Genomic DNA, 17,896 nt, shown 5'->3' on the forward strand with positions numbered 1-17,896 from the left:
CCGATGACTCCCGAGCAGTGGCTGGCCGCGATCGAGCAGGAGAGTGCGGTGCTGGCCGCCACGCCCGTCGACGCACTGGAACTGCCGGTGCCGACGTGCCCCGGCTGGACCGTGCACGACCTGCTCGGTCACGTCGGTGCGGTACACCGGTGGGCCGCCGACAAGGTGGACGGCACCCGCCTTTACCGCGGCTACGACGGCATTGCAGTACCCGACGGCGCCGAGGTGATCGACTGGTACGTCGAGGGTCGTGACCAGCTGGTGGTGACGCTGGCCGGCCGCGATCCCGACGAACCTGCCCGCACGTTCGTCGGTGAGGGCACCGTCGCGTTCTGGTATCGGCGGCAGGCAGGAGAACTCGCCATGCATCGATGGGATCTCGAGTCGGCGCTGCGACCGGGAGAGCAAACTCCGATCGACGCCGTGCTCGCGGCCGACGGCATCGACGAGTGGCTCGAGGTGTTCGCGCCACGCTTCGTCGGGATGGGCGCGGGTGTACCCGCAGACCTGATCGGCCGCACCCTGCATCTCCACGGAACCGATGTGCCCGATGCCGAGTGGTTCCTCGAGGTGACCGCCGACGGCTTCGCACATCGTCGCGAGCACGCGAAAGCCGATGCGGCCGTGCGGGGTCCGGTGTCCGACCTGACCGCGATGCTCTGGCATCGACGCTCGTACAAAGACCTCGACGTCGTCGGCGACGACTCCGTCGTCGAACCGATCCTCGATCTCGTCCACGTGCAATGATTATCCGACCATCACGACGCCGCAGGAGGCGATCAGTATGACCGCAGGAACTCACAGCCCCGCCGACGGCGCACCCATCAAATTGGTGAGCCGGGTATCCGCGATCAACTGGAACCGCGTCCCCGACGAGAAGGACGCCGAGGTGTGGGATCGTCTCACCGGCAACTTCTGGCTGCCGGAGAAGGTGCCGGTGTCCAACGACATCCCGTCGTGGGGGACGCTCACCGAGTACGAGAAGCAGCTCACCATGCGGGTGTTCACCGGCCTGACGCTGCTCGACACCATCCAGGGCACGGTCGGTGCCGTCTCGCTCATCCCGGATGCGACCACCCCGCATGAGGAGGCGGTGCTCACCAACATCGCGTTCATGGAGTCGGTGCACGCCAAGAGTTACAGCTCGATCTTCTCGACGTTGTGCTCCACCAAGGAGATCGACGAGGCGTTCCGCTGGTCGGAAGAGAACGAGCAGCTGCAGCGCAAGGCGCAGATCGTCATGGACTACTACCGTGGCGACGATCCGCTCAAGCGCAAGGTCGCCTCGACGCTGCTCGAGTCGTTCCTGTTCTACTCCGGCTTCTACCTCCCGATGTACTGGAGCAGCCGCGCCAAGCTCACCAACACCGCCGACCTGATCCGCCTGATCATCCGCGACGAGGCGGTGCACGGCTACTACATCGGCTACAAGTACCAGCGCGGCCTGGAGGTGCAGAGCGCGGAACGTCGGGCCGAGCTCAAGGACTACACGTTCGAGCTGCTCTTCGAGCTCTACGACAACGAGTCCGACTACACCGAAGCCCTCTACGACGAGGTCGGCCTGACCGAGGACGTCAAGAAGTTCTTGCGCTACAACGCAAACAAGGCCTTGATGAACCTCGGCTACGAGGCGATGTTCCCCAAGGACGATACCGACGTGAACCCGGCCATCCTGTCGGCGCTCTCGCCGAACGCCGACGAGAACCATGACTTCTTCTCCGGATCGGGTTCGAGCTACGTGATCGGCAAGGCGGTCAACACCGAGGACGAGGACTGGGACTTCTGACGCCCACCCGGGCAGTGGCCTCGATGCGCTCGCTCGCTGGCGCTCGCGGGCTTACTCGACCAACGGGGAAGGCGACGAGCCGCCGTCACCCGCTGATCGAGTAAGTGAGGAGCCTGCGACGAACGCATCGAGATCCCCGAAAACCTCACTCCGGCAACAACACATCGTAGAGCGCACCGAGGTCGTCGACGGCCTCGGCGAGGTCGGTGGGCGGCACGCCAGACGCGCGCAGGGCGGCGCGGAGTTTGCCGGCATCCAACTCGGTGAGCGGATTCATCCGCGGCGGCGACGGTAGCGGCGGCAGCATGGCCGACGTCCCGTAATAGTCGACCGTCGGCGCCGGACCAGGATCGGTTGCCGAGGAATCGGATTGCTCGTCCGGCACGGTCGCGGCATGAACCTCGCCGACGAGCTCGGCGAGGTCGGTGCCCATCACGGTGAGCAGGGTGGTCGGGTTCCGGTCGATCTCTGCGGCCACCTCGAACGACACCGCGAGCACGTGGATGCAGCGCAACGTGTCGTCGGGGCAGGTGCAGTCCGAGTCGATGTCGGCGCTCTCGGTCGGCAGCAGGAGTTCGCCCAGGATGCGGGGCTGCTCACCGCGGGTGAGGCCGACGAGATCGGCACCGGCGTCGCGCGACACCAGCAGCGCCGCGACGGTGGGCGGATCAATGGCCCGCATGGACAGGGTGACGTCGAACGGGTCGAGTTGGCTGCCCTGCACCGACGCGGTGACGCGGGCCGGGGTGATGGTCAGCCGATGCACATGGCGATCACGGAAGTAACTGCGCGCCTTGGTGACCCGTCGGGCATGAGCGGCCGCCACGACATCCGGTGCGCGTAGTTCGAGGACATCGAGCCAGGACCTGGCCCACGGCGTCAGACCGTAGGAGCGGGACGGGTCTCGGCGCGGGCTCATTCGCTGACCGCCTCGTCGCGGAGTCGGAACAGATCGAACAGTTCGTCGTCGCCGAGGTCGGAGAGCCAGCTCTCGCCGGTGGACACCGACAGGCTCGCCAGCTCGCGCTTGATGTCGATCATCTCGTCGATCCGTTCCTCCAAGGTGCCGACGCAGACGAACTTGCGCACCTGCACCGCCCGCTGCTGCCCGATCCGGTAGGCGCGGTCGGTGGCCTGGTCCTCAACCGCGGGATTCCACCAACGATCCACGTGGACAACATGATTGGCGGCAGTCAGGTTCAGGCCGGTGCCGCCCGCCTTCAGCGTCGCGACCAAAACCGGCGGCCCGGCGTCGTCCTGGAATTGCGCGACCATCCGGTCGCGGGCGGTGCGTCCGACACCGCCGTGCAGCAGGGGTACCGGCGTCTCGAGTTGCTCACCGAGCCACTCCGTCAGCAGGTGTCCGAACTCGGCGAACTGGGTGAACACCAGGGCCCGTTCACCGTCGTCGACGACGGTGCCGAGGATGTCGGCGAGCAATTCGACCTTGCCGGAACGATGTTCGCCGTCGTACAGCATGGGTGTGCCGTCGGCGAGGTAGTGGGCGGGGTGATTGCACACCTGCTTGAGTCGGGTCAGCGCGGCGAGCACCGTCCGTCGGCGTAAGGTACGTTGCTGCTTGGATTTCAGCGCCTCCATGAGGTCGTCGAGGATGGCCTGATACAGCGCGGCCTGCTCGACCGTGAGGTTTGCACGAACGGTGAGTTCGGTTTTCTCCGGCAGATCGGTGATCACTGCGGGATCGGTCTTCTCGCGACGCAGGATGAACGGTCGGGTCAATGCGGTCAGTCGCCGCAGGGTGGCGGGGTCGCGGTCACGTTCGATGGGTTCGGCGAAGCGGGCGCGGAACGTCGACGCCGAGCCGAGCATGCCCGGATTGACGAGGTCGATGACCACACGCAGGTCCTCCAGTCGGTTCTCCACCGGGGTGCCGGTCAGTGCGATCCGATGCTCGGCCCGCAGCGTGCGAAGTGCCTTGGCGGCAATGGTGTTCACGTTCTTGACGTGTTGCGCCTCGTCGACGACGAGGCGGTGCCACTGCTGTTCGCCGAGGAGTTCCTGATCCCGCGCAGCCAACGCGAAGGTGGTCAACACGACGTCGGATCTGTCTCGGGCAGCCGTGAATTGCTTGCGGGAATGACGATCCGGACCGTGGTGCACCAACACCCGCAGGTGCGGAGCGAACCGCTCGAGCTCGCGCCGCCAGTTCCCGACCACCGACATCGGGCACACGATCAATGTGGGCGCTGTGTCGATGGCTCGGTCCTCGTGGCACAGCAGCGAGATGACCTGAATGGTCTTGCCCAGCCCCATGTCGTCGGCGAGGACACCACCGACACCGATGTCGGCCAGGTGGACCAGCCACTCGAGTCCACGGAGTTGGTACGGGCGCAGCGTGGCACGCAGCGTCGAGGGGCTCTCGACGTGTGGTGGGGCCAGGGCACCGGTCTCGGCGATGTCGTCGAGCCAGGACAGTCCCTCCACCGACGAGATCGGTACCGGCACCGCGGTATTGCCGGCGACCAAGTCGAACAGTTCGCCCATGTCCGCGGGCTGATCACTGGTCGCGGCGGCGCGCTGCGCGGTGACGAATGCGGCGGCCCGGGTCAGGGCGGCACCTTCGGCGCGCATCCACACGCCGCGGACCCGCACCAGATCGCCCTTCTGCCGAGTCAATTCGCCGATGTCCGCTTCGGAGAGGGTGATGGCGGCGTCACTGCCGGTGCCGATGGCGAGCCGCCACTCGAAGTTGCGGATCGCCGCCCAGCGCACCACCGCCGAGCGTTGCGGACTGCCGATCACCGGGGTGGCCCGCAGGCCGAGGGTCGGCCGGACGTCGGCGATCGCCCGCGGCAGCAACACGGGGATGCCGACCTCGCCGAGCGCAGCGGCCCCGGCCGCGAACAGCGTTTCGGCGGTCTCGGTGCTCAGCAGGAAGTCGAGGGTGTGCCGGTCGGGATCGGCGTCGGCAAGTTCGGGGAATGCGCGGACCGCGCGCGCGAGCCCGGAGGTGACGTCGTCGAGGTCGTGCGCGTCGAGTCGATGCGGTGCGATCGGCGCGACGTGACCGTCGGAACTGCGCCGACACACCTGTAGCCGCCACCGGGTGGGCGCATCGGGGTCGTCCTCGCTGTCCGGTTCGTAGAGCCGGAGCAGTAGCGTCGAATCATCATGTGGTGCACTGTTGTTCCACTCCCGCCAGGCACCTTGCGCGGCCGGGACCCGGGCCGTGGCCAGCGGGGCTGACGCGTCGGTGTGGGGGAGGAGCGCTCCGATCAGTGGTGTAGCGACAGTGGGTTCGGCCGTCGCGAGGCGTGCCCGGCATTCGTGGTCGACGAACTCGTCCAGCAGATCCTGCAGTGCGACCGCGCCGCCGTTATCGGTCAGGAAATCCGGTGCAGACCCGATCACCACATCGAGCCACGCTCGCCACATCGCGGTGGGAACGGGTAGCCACCGCATGGTGGCCTCCCCGGCAATGTCGACGAGCCCGGGAGCCACCGTCCCGGCGGTCACGAATCCACGGACTCCGTCGAGAAGGTAGATGTACCAGCGTAGTTCGCCGCTGACCGGGGTGTCGCGCAGCGCGTCGAGCAATGCGACGGTTGACGCGACACCCAGCGGAACGGCGCGTTCGAAACGGCGGCGTCCGGACTCGTCGAGCACTGGGACGTCGCGCCCGGCGCGGCGGCGCGCGAGCAACCGCGCCGCGTCCTCGGGTAACGCGACATCGTCGAATCCCCAGACCGCGAGCCCGACGCCGGGCCGCCACAGGGCGTGCAGCGCTGTGGTCGCCGGACTACTTCTTGCCAAAGTAGGTGGCGCTCAACGACAGCACGACCCGATCGGCAGCATCCGGCGGCGGCTCCTGATCGGCATTGCCGTACCGCTTGCCGAGGACGACGTAGAACGCGCCGGTCGGATCGTCTTCCACCGACGCGAGCGTCCCGCGCACCTCGAGGTAGCGATAGGCGTTGTCCGGGTCGGTGATCACGAACGAATAGTTCGGATTCTGCTCGAGGTTCTTGATCTTCTTGCGTGCCTTGGTGTGGGTGAACCGCAGGTGCGTGCCATCCCACTGGAACCACATCGGCGTCGCATTCGGCACACCGTCGGGGCCGACGGTCGCGAGAACACCGACGACAGGACGTTCCAAGAGATCTTCGTATCCGGCTGGGATCTTCGCCATGACGCCAAGACTAGCGACACCCTCTGACAGGCTCGCGCCACTCGACTGCGCGGGAATCGGCCGATCAGTAGCCCATCGAGTCCCCGTTGAGCGACTTCTTCAGGTCGTTGAGCACCAGCCACCCCGCGGCCAGGCCCGAGGACTGGTACCAGACGTCGTCGTCGACGGCCAGCACGCGCTTCCACGTGGGCGCTCCCATATCCAGCCACTTGTCACTGAGGAGCACCTCTTTGCCGTGTGTCTCCCCATCGGCGCCGACGAAGCTGACATAGATGAGGTCGGCGTCGGCGTCGGTGAACGTCTTGTCGGTGAGTGCGAACGACTCGGGGGAGCGTTGGGGTGCCGGTCGCTGCACACCGACGGCCGAGAGGATCTGGCCGGCGAACGTGTCGGTGCCCGCGACCTCTTCGCCGTCGCCGGTGAAGCGGATCAGCGACACCTGACTGTGCGCGGCATCCATCCGGCGACCGGTCTTGGTGGCCTCGGTGTCGAACTCGTCGAGCAGTCGGGTGCCGCTCGACGAACGGCCCAGCGCGTCGGCGACGGACTGGAACTGCCCGCGCCAGCCGCCGCCCGGGCTGATGGTGACGACACGTGTGTCGCCGAACGAGTTTGCCGTCGCCGCGGTGGCCGGGGTGGCCAGCACGATGTCGGCGTCGGCGGCCTGCACCGCGTCGGCGTTCGGGGTCGCGCCGATCGTCGGCACCGAGGTCAGTTGCGGTCCCAGATAGGCGGGCACCGAACCGGGTGCGGCCGCCACCGCCGACACCTTCGAGCCGATGCCGAGCGCGCAGACGGCGTCGAGCAGTGCCGGATCGGTCACCACGATGTGCTCGACGTCGGTCTGGCCGGCGTCGACGTCGGTGGGCGCCAGACAGGTTTTGGAGTAGTCGCGTTCCGGCGAGACGATGTTGACCTCGGCGACACGGGTGGTCGTGGTGGAGATCGGACTGCCGTCCGGGGTGGTCAGCGGGGCGTCCTGGCTGCAGCCGGCGAGCACCGCCAGCGCGAACGCCGACGACACCGCGCCGAGGGCGCGGCCCAGGGTGTGGACCCGATCTCGGCCGATTCGGACGGTTCGGTCGCCGGTGCGTTTCACGGCAACACGCTAGCACCGGAAATCCCTCGTTCCCGACGACGGTGGCGGCCCACCACGGCGGCGTCGGCGGCAACCCGGTATCCACCGCCGCGCGTCGCCCCGGGAGTGGGAGGTGACCTGCGAAAACCGGTGTACCCGACAATCAATTACGACAGATCGTAGGACCCACTCGGCTGTGGCCGGGATAAGGGTTTAGGATCGGTTATCAGCGCTCGTTCAGTTGATGTGGCGACCGCGGGGAAAAGACACGCGACCGACCCCCGTAGGGCGCGCAACGAGGAGGATCTGTGACCGCGGTTGACCAGCCCACCACGCAAGTGGCTCCAGTGCGTCCGTTCCCGGAGCGCTATCAGCCCAAGGGCTCGTTTATCTACAAGCTGCTGACGACGACCGATCACAAGTTGATCGGCATGATGTACATCACCGCTTGTTTCGCCTTCTTCTTGATCGGCGGCCTGATGGCCCTGCTGATGCGTGGCGAACTCGCGCATCCGGGCATGCAGTTCCTGTCGACCGAACAGTTCAACCAGCTGTTCACCATGCACGGCACCGTCATGCTGCTGATGTACGCGACGCCGATCGTGATCGGGTTCGCGAACTTCGTGCTGCCGCTGCAGATCGGGTCGCCCGACGTGGCGTTCCCGCGCCTCAACGCCTTCGGCTTCTGGCTGTTCGTGTTCGGTTCGACCGTGGCGATCAGCGGCTTCCTGACCCCCGGCGGTGCCGCGGACTTCGGTTGGACGGCCTACACCCCGCTGACCGACGCGATCCACTCGCCCGGCGTCGGCGCCGACATGTGGATCATGGGTCTGGGTGTGTCGGGTCTGGGCACCATCCTCGGTGCGGTGAACATGGTGACCACCGTCGTCTGCCTGCGCGCACCGGGTATGACCATGTTCCGCATGCCGATCTTCACCTGGAACATCCTGGTCACCAGCGTGCTGATCCTGCTCGTCTTCCCGCTGCTCACCGCTGCACTGCTCGGCCTGGAGGTCGACCGCCAGTTCGGTGCTCACCTGTACGACCCGGCCAACGGCGGCGTCATCCTCTGGCAGCACCTGTTCTGGTTCTTCGGTCACCCCGAGGTCTACATCATTGCGCTCCCGTTCTTCGGCATCGTGTCCGAGGTGTTCCCGGTGTTCAGCCGCAAACCGATCTTCGGCTACTCGGGTCTGGTCTACGCGACCATGGCGATCGCCGCCCTGTCGGTCGCGGTGTGGGCGCACCACATGTACGTGACCGGCGCGGTGCTGCTGCCGTTCTTCTCCTTCATGACCTTCCTCATCGCGGTCCCGACCGGTGTGAAGTTCTTCAACTGGATAGGCACGATGTGGAAGGGCAACATGACGTTCGAGTCACCGATGTTGTTCTCGGTGGGCTTCATCGTCACCTTCCTCTTCGGTGGCCTGACCGGTGTGCTGCTCGCCAGCCCGCCGCTGGACTTCCACCTGTCCGACAGCTACTTCGTCGTGGCCCACTTCCACTACGTCCTCTTTGGCACCATCGTGTTCGCCACCTACGCGGGCATTTACTTCTGGTTCCCGAAGATGACCGGACGCATGCTCGACGAACGGCTCGGCAAGATCCACTTCTGGCTGACCTTCATCGGCTTCCACACCACGTTCCTGGTGCAGCACTGGCTCGGTAACGAGGGCATGCCGCGTCGCTACGCCGACTACCTGCCGTCGGACGGCTTCACCACGCTGAATATGATCTCCACCGTCGGTGCGTTCATCCTCGGCCTGTCGACCCTGCCGTTCCTGTGGAACGTCTTCCGCAGTTACCGCTACGGCGAGGTCGTGACCGTCGACGACCCGTGGGGCTTCGGCAACTCGCTCGAGTGGGCCACCAGCTGCCCGCCGCCGCGCCACAACTTCACCGAGCTGCCCCGCATCCGGTCGGAGCGCCCCGCGTTCGAGCTGCACTATCCGCACATGATCGACCGCATGCGTGCCGAGGCGCACGTGGGACCGGGCCACGGTCACGAGAGCGAGTCCGTCGAGGAGGCCCGTCGCGGGCCGCTGACCACGGGTACGCACGAGGCGTCCGGAGATTCGGACCCGCGCTGACGCGGACCCGGTCGATTCGTGACACACGCATCGGATGACACATCAGTTCTGATCACGGTCACCGGGCCCGATAAGCCCGGTGTCACCTCCGCCCTCATGGGCGCGCTCGCCGGACAGCAGGTCAGCCTGCTCGACGTCGAGCAGGTGGTGATCCGCGGCCGACTCACCCTCGGGGTGCTGGTCTCGGTGGCCGGAGATCCGGAGAAACTGCAGGAAGTCGTCGAACAGGCGATGGACTCGGTGGGCATCGACGTATTCGTCGAAGTGGGCGCCAATACCGGCTCCCGCAGTCCTTCGAGTCACGCCGTCGTCGTGCTCGGCAGTCCGGTCACCGCGAAGGCCTTCCGGGCCATCGCCGCGGCGCTGGCCGAGTTGGGCGGCAACATCGACTCGATCCGCGGAATCGCCGACTATCCGCTGACCGGTCTCGAACTCGCGGTCAGCACCGGCCGCGACGACGTCGCCGCGGACGCCACCCTGCGCAAGGCACTCGCGATCGTCGCGTCGGGTCACGGCGTGGACATCGCCGTGGAACGCGGCGGACTCGCCCGGCGGGCCAAGCGGCTCATCGTGTTCGACGTCGACTCCACCCTCATCCAGGGTGAGGTCATCGAGATGCTCGCCGCGAAGGCCGGCCGTGAGGCCGAGGTCGCCGCGGTCACCGAAGCGGCGATGCGCGGTGAACTCGACTTCGCCGAATCCCTGCACCAACGGGTCGCGGCGCTGGCCGGACTCGACGCCGAGGTGATCGACGACGTCGCGCAATCCCTGCAGTTGACGCCTGGTGCCCGCACCACGATCCGCACGTTGCGCCGCCTGGGCTATCACTGTGGTGTGGTCTCCGGGGGTTTCCGGCAGGTTATCGACGGACTCGCGCACGAACTCGAACTCGACTTCGTCCAGGCCAACACCCTCGAGATCGTGGACGGCAAACTGACCGGACGCGTGATCGGGGAGATCGTCGACCGCCCAGGCAAGGCCCGTGCGCTCCGCGGCTTCGCCGATCAGGTCGGTGTGGCAATGGAACAGACCATCGCGGTCGGTGACGGCGCCAACGACATCGACATGCTCAGCGTCGCCGGGCTGGGTATCGCGTTCAACGCCAAGCCTGCGCTGCGCGAAGTCGCCGACGCGGCGCTGAGCCACCCGTTCCTGGATGCGGTGCTGTTCATCCTCGGCGTGACGCGCGACGAGATCGAGGCGGCCGATGCCGCCGACGGCGTGCTGCGGCGGGTCCCGCTGGCCTGAGTGACTGTCGTGTTTGTTCTAGCCGCAGGTGGTTCGTACCGACGATGATCAACATGTCGGATCAACGAGCGGAAGGAACATCATGACCACCACGAGTAAAGTCGCCGACCTGGCGATGGTGTCACTGGACTGCGCGGACGCATCGGTCGCCGCCGAGTTCTGGGCGGCGGTGCTCGGCTGGGAGATCGTCGCCTCGGGTGACGGGTACGCGATGCTCAAAGGCGCCGACGGAGCGGCCATGGGCTTCGCGTCGATCCCCGACTACCAGCCGCCCACCTGGCCGAACCCCAACGGCACCAAGCAGTTCCACTTCGACCTCGCCGTCGACGACCTGTCCGCGGCGCAGGAGCGTTGTATTGGGTTGGGCGCCACCGAACCCGCCGAACAACCGGGCGACACCTGGCGCGTGCTGTTCGATCCGTCCGGGCATCCATTCTGTCTGACCAAGAAAGAGAATTGGGGCTGAGCACGAATTGACCGATCCCGCAACACATCTCGAATCCGATGATGCTGCCGTGGAGGACGCCTACCGGAGGCTCGCCGGATACGTCGGCGGCGGTGAGGATCCGACGGATCCCGCCGATGTGCTCGCGATGCAGATGGTGGTGCGGATCGAGAAGGCCGACCCACCGGATCGGACCGAACTGCTGGCCGCGGCTGGACGAGCCGTCGCGCTGCTGTGCCTCGACGACCGGACGGGTGGCGACGGCCCATGGGCCGAGCCGATGCACGAATGGTGCGACGCCCGCATCCGTAAGATCGCCCGCCGCGCCCGCGGTGCGCAATGGGCTGCGGCGCAAGAAGTCTGGGGTGTAACCGCGTCCGAAGGCGACGCGCAGGCGCGGGCATTTGTGCCCGGGCGGGTCGGCGATGTGGACCGTCGGATCTCGCGCCTGCAGATCGGTGGCACCGAGGTCGAGGGCGACATCCGGACGGACGTGCCCGACAGCGGTGTCTGCCTGTGGATCAACCCGACGCTGGACATGACGGTCGGCAAGATGGCCGCCCAGGTCGGTCACGGCGCGATGCTGGCGGTCAAACTCATGTCCCTCGACTACACGCGCGACTGGCGAAACGCCGGATGTCCGCTGGCCGTGCGGGCGGCATCTGCGGCGCGGTGGTCCGACCTGCTGACCGCGGATGCGCAGGGGCGGGCGATCGCGGTACGCGACGCCGGATTCACCGAGATCGCCCCCGGATCGGTGACGGTGATCGCGGAGGTGTTGGGCGAGTGAGCGACCAGCTGCCGGAGTGGGCGCAGGGACTCGGGTTGTCGCGGCATCCCGAGGGCGGGTGGTTCGTCGAGACGTGGCGTAGCGATCTTGTTGTTCCGAAAAGCGCTCTCCCCGAATCTTATCCAGGGTGCCGTGCCGGTGGCACCGCGATCTACTTCCTGCTGCTGCCGGAGGATCGTTCCGAGTGGCACGTCGTTCGCAGTGCGGAAATCTGGCTGTATCACCGAGGTTCGCCGGTTCTGCTCGAGCTCGGCGGCACGGCAGACGATCCGGGAACTCCGACCCCCGTCGTCGTCGGACCAGACGTCGCGGCCGGTCATCAACCGCAAGCCGTGGTGCCACCCAACACGTGGCAACGAGCGCGCCCGCTCGGCGACGACGCCTCCCTAGTGAGCTGCATCGTCGTACCCGGATTCGACTTCGAGGACTTCCGTCTCGCCGGCCACTAGATCCCCCGATCCCTGAGATGCGAGGCGCCTGCCGCCACCCCCGATCCCTGAGGTGCGAGGCGCCAGCCGAGCCACGAAGGGCTCGTGACCGGGGGGCTTCGTGACGCGTCGGGCTCGCAGGCTCGCTCGTCGCTCCTCAGCCATCAAGGAGCGGCGTCGGGCTCGCAGCTCGCTCGTCGCTCTTCGGCCAGCAGGAGCGACGAGCGGCAATCAGCTGTTCACCGGTGCCGCCGCCGGCGCCAGGTGCCCGAAGGTGTTGAGCCACACCCCACGGTCGGGTGCCAGGGAGGCGACGATCAACTCGTCGGCGTCGGCGTGCCCGGCGAACCAGTCCAGGTACTCGCGCACCTGCGACGGCGTGCCCACCCCGGCGTACTGCATCATCTGATCGATCTGGCGGCCCTGCGGCAGCGACAGGATGGCGTCGGCCTCCTCGTCGGTGAACTTGCGTCCGTTGGCGCGGCCGAACAGTGCGGTGACCCGGGCGCGCTTGGCGCGCAACAGCTGGTCGGCAGCGACGGCCTCGTCGTCGTCGGCGATGACCCCGACCCCGGCGATCACATACGGCGCGTCGAGTTGCTCCGACGGCTGGAACTCACGTCGGTACAGCGCGACGGCATCGAGCAGTGCGGCGGGGGCGAAGTGTGAGGCGAAGGCGTAGGGGAGGCCGAGGGCGGCGGCGAGCTGCGCACCGAACAACGACGATCCGAGGATGTAGAGCGGCACGTCGACGCCGCCGGGGGTGGCGCGGACGCCTTCGATGCGCGAGTGTCCGGTGAGGAAGCCCTGCAGTTCGAGCACGTCGGAGGGGAAGCGGTCGGCGTCGGCGATGGTGCGTCGCAGTGCCGCGAAGGTTTGCTGGTCGCTGCCCGGCGCGCGGCCGAGGCCGAGGTCGATGCGGCCGGGATGCAGGGAGGCCAGGGTGCCGAACTGTTCGGCGATGGTGAGCGGGGCGTGGTTGGGCAGCATCACGCCGCCGGCGCCGAGGCGGATGGTCTGCGTGTTGGCGGCGACGTGCGCGATCAGCACGGCCGGCGCCGACGACGCAATGGTCGACATGTTGTGATGCTCGGCGTACCAGATGCGCTTGTATCCCCAGGTCTCCGCGCGCTGGGCCATGTCCACGCTGGCCGCGAAGCTGTCGCGGACGGTTTCATCGGCACCGACCTGCGCGAGGTCGAGGATCGACAGATCAACACTCATGTGAAGCTCAAGGCATCTTCGGCTGCACCTATTCCCTTGTCCACGACCATGAGTCGAGTCGGTCCACGTGAGGTCGGACACGGTAGGGCACGATAGGGGAGTGACCAACGCGACTGAACCGACCACCGACGCGGACGACCTCGAAGCCGACCCGGATCTGCTCATCGACTTCCGCGACGTGACCCTCGTGCGGGGTGGCAAAACCCTGGTCGGGCCGATCTCGTGGGCGGTCGAACTCGACGAGCGGTGGGTGGTCATCGGCCCCAACGGCGCCGGCAAGACCTCGCTGATGCGCATGGCCGCCGCCCAGCTGTTCCCGAGTTCGGGGACCGCGTTCGTGCTGGCCGAACAACTCGGGAAGGTCGAGGTCCGCGAGTTGTCCACCCGGATCGGCGTGGCCAGCTCGGCAATCGCCGAGCGGGTGCCCGAGGACGAGCTCGTCGGCGACCTGGTCATGTCCGCCGGCTACTCGGTGATCGGGCGGTGGCGCGAGGATTACGACGAGATCGACCGTGCGCAGGCCATCGAATCGCTCGAGTCGATGGGCGCCGAACATCTCGTCGACCGCCGCTTCGGCACGCTGTCCGAAGGCGAACGCAAACGCGTGCTCATCGCCCGAGCACTGATGACCGACCCGGAACTGCTGCTGCTCGACGAACCCGCCGCCGGCCTCGACCTCGGCGGACGTGAAGAACTCGTCGACCGGCTGTCTCGACTAGCCCTGGACCCCGACGCCCCGGCCACCGTGCTGATCACCCACCACGTCGAGGAGATCCCCGACGGTTTCACCCACGCGCTGCTGCTCTCCGAGGGTGACGTCGTCGCGCAAGGCCTGCTCGACGACGTCCTGACCAGCGCAAACCTGTCGACCGCGTTCCGGCAGCAGATCACCCTGTCCACCGTCGACGGTCGGTATTTCGCGCGCCGGACCCGACGCCCGGGTGGGCATCGTCGCGCGGCGGGCTAAGTTCTCTCTATGACCGCAGCCGACGATTCCACACCCATCGAACCGGCCCCGCTGCGCGGTGCGGCCACCGTCGCGCTGGTCCGCGACTCGGCCGACGGCATCGAGGTGTTCCTGCAGCGTCGCGTCAAACAGATGGCGTTCGCCGGCGGCATGACCGTGTTCCCCGGCGGCGGCGTCGACCCGCGTGACGCCGAGGCCGACCTCGACTGGACCGGGCCCGACGTGCAGTGGTGGGCGGATGCCTTCGCCACGGACGTACCGACCGCGCAGGAGCTGGTGTGTGCCGCGGTCCGGGAGACCTTCGAAGAATGCGGAGTCCTGCTGGCGACCCGCACCGGCGGCGAGTCGGTCGATCCCGCAGGCTTCGCCACTCAGCGCGCGCAACTCGTCGACAAGACCGTGTCGCTCGCCGGTTTCCTCCGGGGCGAGGGACTGACTCTGCGGTCGGATCTGCTTCGGCCGCTTGCCCATTGGATCACCCCGATCATCGAGAAGCGGCGCTACGACACCCGCTTCTTCCTGGCCGCGCTGCCCGACGGGCAGGATGCCGACGACCAGACCAGCGAGGCCGAGGTGGCCCGCTGGGTGCGGCCGCAGGCCGCGATCGACGCGTGGGCCGACGGCCAGCACTACCTGCTGCCGCCGACGTGGTCGGTGTTGACCTATCTCGCGGGCTTCGACTCGGTCGCCGACGTGCTGGCCGCCGAGGTGTCCATTACGCCGATCGAACCCGATCACACCCCGGGTTTGGGTATTGCCGGCCTGAGTTTCCCCGGATCCGACCGTTTTCTCGCGGTGCTGGACAAGCTGGGCGCACCCGACATCGTCTGAGTCGTTCAGTCGTTCAGTCGTCCAGATCGACCACGTCCGGCTCGCCGCCCGGGTCGTCCGCGTCATCGCGTTCGGCCCACTCGAGCAGCGTGTCCAGCCGGAACGCCTCGTCGTCGATCGAGGCGTGCAGGTCGCCGAGCTCGGCGAACCGTACGGGCATGGTCGCGATGGTGAAGTCATCGGGGGCGATGTCGTCGATTTCTGTCCACTCGATCGGCGCCGACACCGTCGCCCGCGGATTCCCGCGCACCGAGTAGGCCGCGGCCATCGTGTGGTCCCGGGTGTTCTGGTTGTAGTCGACGAACACCGCCGCCGGATCACGGTCCTTGCGCCACCACGTCGTGGTCACGTCGTCGGGGGCGCGGCGTTCGACCTCCCGGGCGAAGGCCAGCGCCGCCTGCCGAACCTGCGGGAATCCCCACTCGGGGGCGATGCGGACATAGATGTGCAGCCCGCGGCCGCCGGAGGTTTTGGGATAGCCGCGCATGCCGAGTTCGTCGAGGACCTCTTCGACGACGTGCGCCACCCGCTGGATGCGGCTGAACGGGCAGTCGGGCATCGGGTCGAGGTCGATGCGCCACTCGTCGGGTGATTCCGGGTCGTCGCGGCGTGAGTTCCACGGATGGAACTCGACGGTCGACATCTGCACCGCCCAGATCACGCTGCCGAGCTCGGTGACGCACAGTTCGTCGGCGGTGCGTCCATAGCGCGGGAACCACAGTTCGACGGTCTCCACCCAGTCCGGGGCCCCTGCCGGCAGCCGCTTCTGGTGCACCTTCGGGCCGTCGACGCCCTTGGGGAAGCGGTGCAGCATGCACGGGCGGTCGCGCAGGGCGCGGACGATGCCGTCGCTGACCGACTCGTAGTAGTGGGCGAGGTCGAGTTTGGTCTCGCCGCGTTCGCTGAAGTAGACGCGATCGGGGCTCGAGAATCGGATGGTGCGGCCGCCCACCTGCAGTTCGACGGGCTCACCCGCTGACTTCGACGCCGTGGCCATGGCCCAACTGTATGGCCTGCGCAGCATCGGCGGTCGGGCAAACGGTAGCCTTCGCACATGCCTGAGTTCGTCACACTCGAGACTTCCGCAGACCACCCCGGCGTGGGCACCATCCTGCTCAACCGTCCGCCGATGAATGCGCTGAACCGCCAGGTGCAGGCCGAACTCGCGGCGGCGGCCGACGAGGCCACGCGACGCGACGACATCAAGGCCGTCGTGATCTACGGAGGACCGAAGGTCCTCGCCGCCGGTGCGGACATCAAAGAACTCAACGACGTGACCTACGCGGAGATGAGCAAGATCGCGGGGCGTCTCCAGTCGGATCTCGGGTCGATTTCCGAGATCCCGAAACCGACCGTCGCCGCGATCACCGGCTATGCGCTCGGTGGTGGCCTCGAGGTCGCGCTCAGCGCCGATCGCCGCATCGCCGGTGACAACGCCAAGCTCGGTGTGCCCGAGGTGCTGCTCGGCGTCATCCCCGGCGGTGGCGGCACCCAGCGCTTGGCGCGGCTGATCGGCCCGGCCAAGGCCAAGGACATGATCTTCACCGGCCGCTTCGTCGGTGCCGAGGAAGCCCTCGCGATCGGGCTCGTCGACGAAGTCGTCGCCCCCGACGAGGTCTACAACGCCGCGCTGACGTGGGCCGGGCAGTTCGCCAACTCGGCGTCGATTGCCCTGGCGGCCGCGAAGAAGGCCGTCGATCAGGGCATCGACGTGGACCTGACGACCGGACTCAAGATCGAAGAACACGTCTTCGCCGCGCTGTTCGCCACCGAGGACCGCGAGATCGGCATGAAGTCGTTCGTCGAGAACGGACCCGGCAAGGCGAAGTTCCTGGGCAAGTGACCCCTGAATCCACCGCAGCGACCACCGACGAAGGAAGCGATCGACCGATGACCGTGACACCCGACAGCGACCCAAAACCCAACCCGCACGCCACCGAGGAGCAGGTGAAGGCCGCACTCGAGGACACCAAGCTCGCGCAGGTGCTCTACCACGACTGGGAGGCCGAGACATACGACGACAAGTGGTCGATCTCCTACGACGAACGCTGCATCGACTACGCGCGTGGACGTTTCGACGCCGTCGCCGCCGACGCACCGCTGCCGTACGAGCGGGCCATGGAACTCGGTTGCGGCACCGGATTTTTCCTGCTCAACCTCATGCAGTCCGGGGTGGCGAAGAAGGGATCGGTCACCGACCTCTCACCCGGCATGGTCAAGGTCGCGCTGCGCAACGCTGAAAACCTCGGCCTCGACGTCGACGGCCGGGTCGCCGACGCGGAGAAGATCCCTTACGACGACAACACCTTCGATCTCGTCGTCGGACACGCTGTGCTGCACCACATCCCGGACGTGGAGCAGGCGCTGCGCGAGGTGCTGCGGGTCCTCAAGCCGGGCGGACGATTCGTCTTCGCCGGCGAACCGACCACGATCGGCGACTTCTACGCCCGCTGGATGAGCCGCGCCACCTGGGCGGCGACCACCAACATCACCAAGTTCGGGCCGCTGCAGTCGTGGCGTCGTCCGCAGGCTGAACTCGACGAGTCGTCGCGGGCCGCGGCACTGGAGGCGGTCGTCGACATCCACACCTTCGATCCCGCCGACCTCGAACGTATGGCCGCCAATGCCGGTGCCACGCAGGTCGAGACGGCCACCGAAGAACTCGCCGCCGCCATGCTGGGCTGGCCGGTGCGCACCTTCGAGGCGGCCGTCCCGCCGGAGAAGTTGGGTTGGGGCTGGGCGAAGTTCGCGTTCAACGGCTGGAAGGGACTGAGCTGGCTGGACGAGAAGGTGCTGCGGAAAGTGGTGCCGCCCAAGTTCTTCTACAACGCGATCGTGACCGGCACCAAGCCGTAACCG

General features: G+C 67.3%; 17 protein-coding genes. 11 read left to right on the top strand and 6 right to left on the bottom strand.

The window, feature by feature from the left end:
* The first annotated feature begins 3 nt into the window (after window positions 1-3).
* The gene (locus AAFP30_RS02195) at window positions 4-747 is read left to right on the top strand and encodes a maleylpyruvate isomerase family mycothiol-dependent enzyme (protein WP_419228186.1); all 744 of its coding nucleotides are present in this window, start codon (window positions 4-6) and stop codon (window positions 745-747) included.
* A gap of 37 nt (window positions 748-784) precedes the next feature.
* Entirely contained in the window at window positions 785-1,786 is a 1,002-nt protein-coding gene (nrdF, locus tag AAFP30_RS02200; protein ID WP_419228187.1) for a class 1b ribonucleoside-diphosphate reductase subunit beta, read from the top strand.
* Window positions 1,787-1,931: 145 nt separating this feature from the next.
* Here nrdF and AAFP30_RS02205 read toward each other — a convergent pair whose 3' ends face one another.
* The 4 genes from AAFP30_RS02205 to AAFP30_RS02220 all read right to left on the bottom strand — a co-directional run bounded on the left by AAFP30_RS02205 (window position 1,932) and on the right by AAFP30_RS02220 (window position 7,035).
* On the bottom strand, window positions 1,932-2,705 hold the full coding sequence (locus tag AAFP30_RS02205) for a hypothetical protein (protein ID WP_419228188.1): 774 nt from the start codon (window positions 2,703-2,705) through the stop codon (window positions 1,932-1,934).
* Window positions 2,702-5,560 carry a DEAD/DEAH box helicase gene (locus AAFP30_RS02210; protein WP_419228189.1) on the bottom strand — a complete coding sequence of 953 codons (2,859 nt, stop codon included), beginning with the start codon at window positions 5,558-5,560 and terminating at the stop codon, window positions 2,702-2,704. The genes AAFP30_RS02205 and AAFP30_RS02210 overlap by 4 nt, the downstream gene beginning before the upstream one ends.
* Window positions 5,547-5,936, bottom strand: a complete 390-nt coding sequence (locus AAFP30_RS02215) for a PPOX class F420-dependent oxidoreductase (RefSeq protein ID WP_419228190.1) — start codon at window positions 5,934-5,936, stop codon at window positions 5,547-5,549. The genes AAFP30_RS02210 and AAFP30_RS02215 overlap by 14 nt, the downstream gene beginning before the upstream one ends.
* Before the next feature lie 64 nt (window positions 5,937-6,000).
* Window positions 6,001-7,035 (bottom strand): ABC transporter substrate-binding protein, encoded by a 1,035-nt coding sequence (locus AAFP30_RS02220; RefSeq protein ID WP_419228191.1) that lies wholly within the window; start codon window positions 7,033-7,035, stop codon window positions 6,001-6,003.
* Between the two features lie 287 nt (window positions 7,036-7,322).
* Between AAFP30_RS02220 and ctaD the strand changes: the two genes are divergently transcribed.
* From ctaD to AAFP30_RS02245, 5 genes are all read left to right on the top strand, one after another.
* Entirely contained in the window at window positions 7,323-9,104 is a 1,782-nt protein-coding gene (gene ctaD / locus AAFP30_RS02225; RefSeq protein WP_419228192.1) for a cytochrome c oxidase subunit I, read from the top strand.
* An 18-nt stretch (window positions 9,105-9,122) separates the two neighbouring features.
* Window positions 9,123-10,352, top strand: coding sequence for a phosphoserine phosphatase SerB (serB, locus tag AAFP30_RS02230; protein ID WP_419228193.1), 1,230 nt, complete (start codon window positions 9,123-9,125; stop codon window positions 10,350-10,352).
* A gap of 82 nt (window positions 10,353-10,434) precedes the next feature.
* Complete coding sequence (locus AAFP30_RS02235) at window positions 10,435-10,818, top strand: VOC family protein (protein WP_419228194.1); 384 nt, start codon at window positions 10,435-10,437, stop codon at window positions 10,816-10,818.
* A 7-nt stretch (window positions 10,819-10,825) separates the two neighbouring features.
* Complete coding sequence (locus AAFP30_RS02240; protein WP_419228195.1) at window positions 10,826-11,587, top strand: peptidyl-tRNA hydrolase; 762 nt, start codon at window positions 10,826-10,828, stop codon at window positions 11,585-11,587.
* A complete protein-coding gene (locus tag AAFP30_RS02245; RefSeq protein WP_419228196.1) occupies window positions 11,584-12,036 on the top strand; it encodes a cupin domain-containing protein in 453 nt (150 codons plus the stop codon). Before AAFP30_RS02240 ends, AAFP30_RS02245 begins: the two co-directional genes overlap by 4 nt.
* A gap of 210 nt (window positions 12,037-12,246) precedes the next feature.
* Here the strand turns inward: AAFP30_RS02245 and AAFP30_RS02250 are convergent, their stop codons facing one another.
* Window positions 12,247-13,239, bottom strand: coding sequence for an LLM class flavin-dependent oxidoreductase (locus AAFP30_RS02250; RefSeq protein ID WP_419228197.1), 993 nt, complete (start codon window positions 13,237-13,239; stop codon window positions 12,247-12,249).
* Between the two features lie 100 nt (window positions 13,240-13,339).
* Here AAFP30_RS02250 and AAFP30_RS02255 point away from each other — a divergent pair, with 100 nt between their 5' ends.
* Window positions 13,340-14,206, top strand: coding sequence for an ABC transporter ATP-binding protein (locus AAFP30_RS02255; protein ID WP_419228198.1), 867 nt, complete (start codon window positions 13,340-13,342; stop codon window positions 14,204-14,206).
* Window positions 14,207-14,215: 9 nt separating this feature from the next.
* A complete protein-coding gene (locus tag AAFP30_RS02260) occupies window positions 14,216-15,037 on the top strand; it encodes an NUDIX hydrolase (protein ID WP_419228199.1) in 822 nt (273 codons plus the stop codon).
* A gap of 13 nt (window positions 15,038-15,050) precedes the next feature.
* On the opposite strand, the gene ligD is transcribed toward AAFP30_RS02260, so the two are convergent.
* The gene (ligD, locus tag AAFP30_RS02265) at window positions 15,051-16,034 is read right to left on the bottom strand and encodes a non-homologous end-joining DNA ligase (RefSeq protein ID WP_419228200.1); all 984 of its coding nucleotides are present in this window, start codon (window positions 16,032-16,034) and stop codon (window positions 15,051-15,053) included.
* A 57-nt stretch (window positions 16,035-16,091) separates the two neighbouring features.
* On the opposite strand from ligD, the gene AAFP30_RS02270 reads away from it, so the two are divergent.
* Together AAFP30_RS02270 and AAFP30_RS02275 are read left to right on the top strand one after the other, a co-directional pair.
* Window positions 16,092-16,880, top strand: coding sequence for an enoyl-CoA hydratase/isomerase family protein (locus tag AAFP30_RS02270; protein ID WP_419228201.1), 789 nt, complete (start codon window positions 16,092-16,094; stop codon window positions 16,878-16,880).
* A 47-nt stretch (window positions 16,881-16,927) separates the two neighbouring features.
* Complete coding sequence (locus tag AAFP30_RS02275) at window positions 16,928-17,893, top strand: class I SAM-dependent methyltransferase (protein ID WP_419228202.1); 966 nt, start codon at window positions 16,928-16,930, stop codon at window positions 17,891-17,893.
* The last annotated feature ends 3 nt before the right edge of the window (window positions 17,894-17,896 follow it).

It is taken from the genome of Gordonia sp. CPCC 205515 (assembly GCF_048537925.1).
Classification (GTDB): Bacteria; Actinomycetota; Actinomycetes; order Mycobacteriales; family Mycobacteriaceae; genus Gordonia.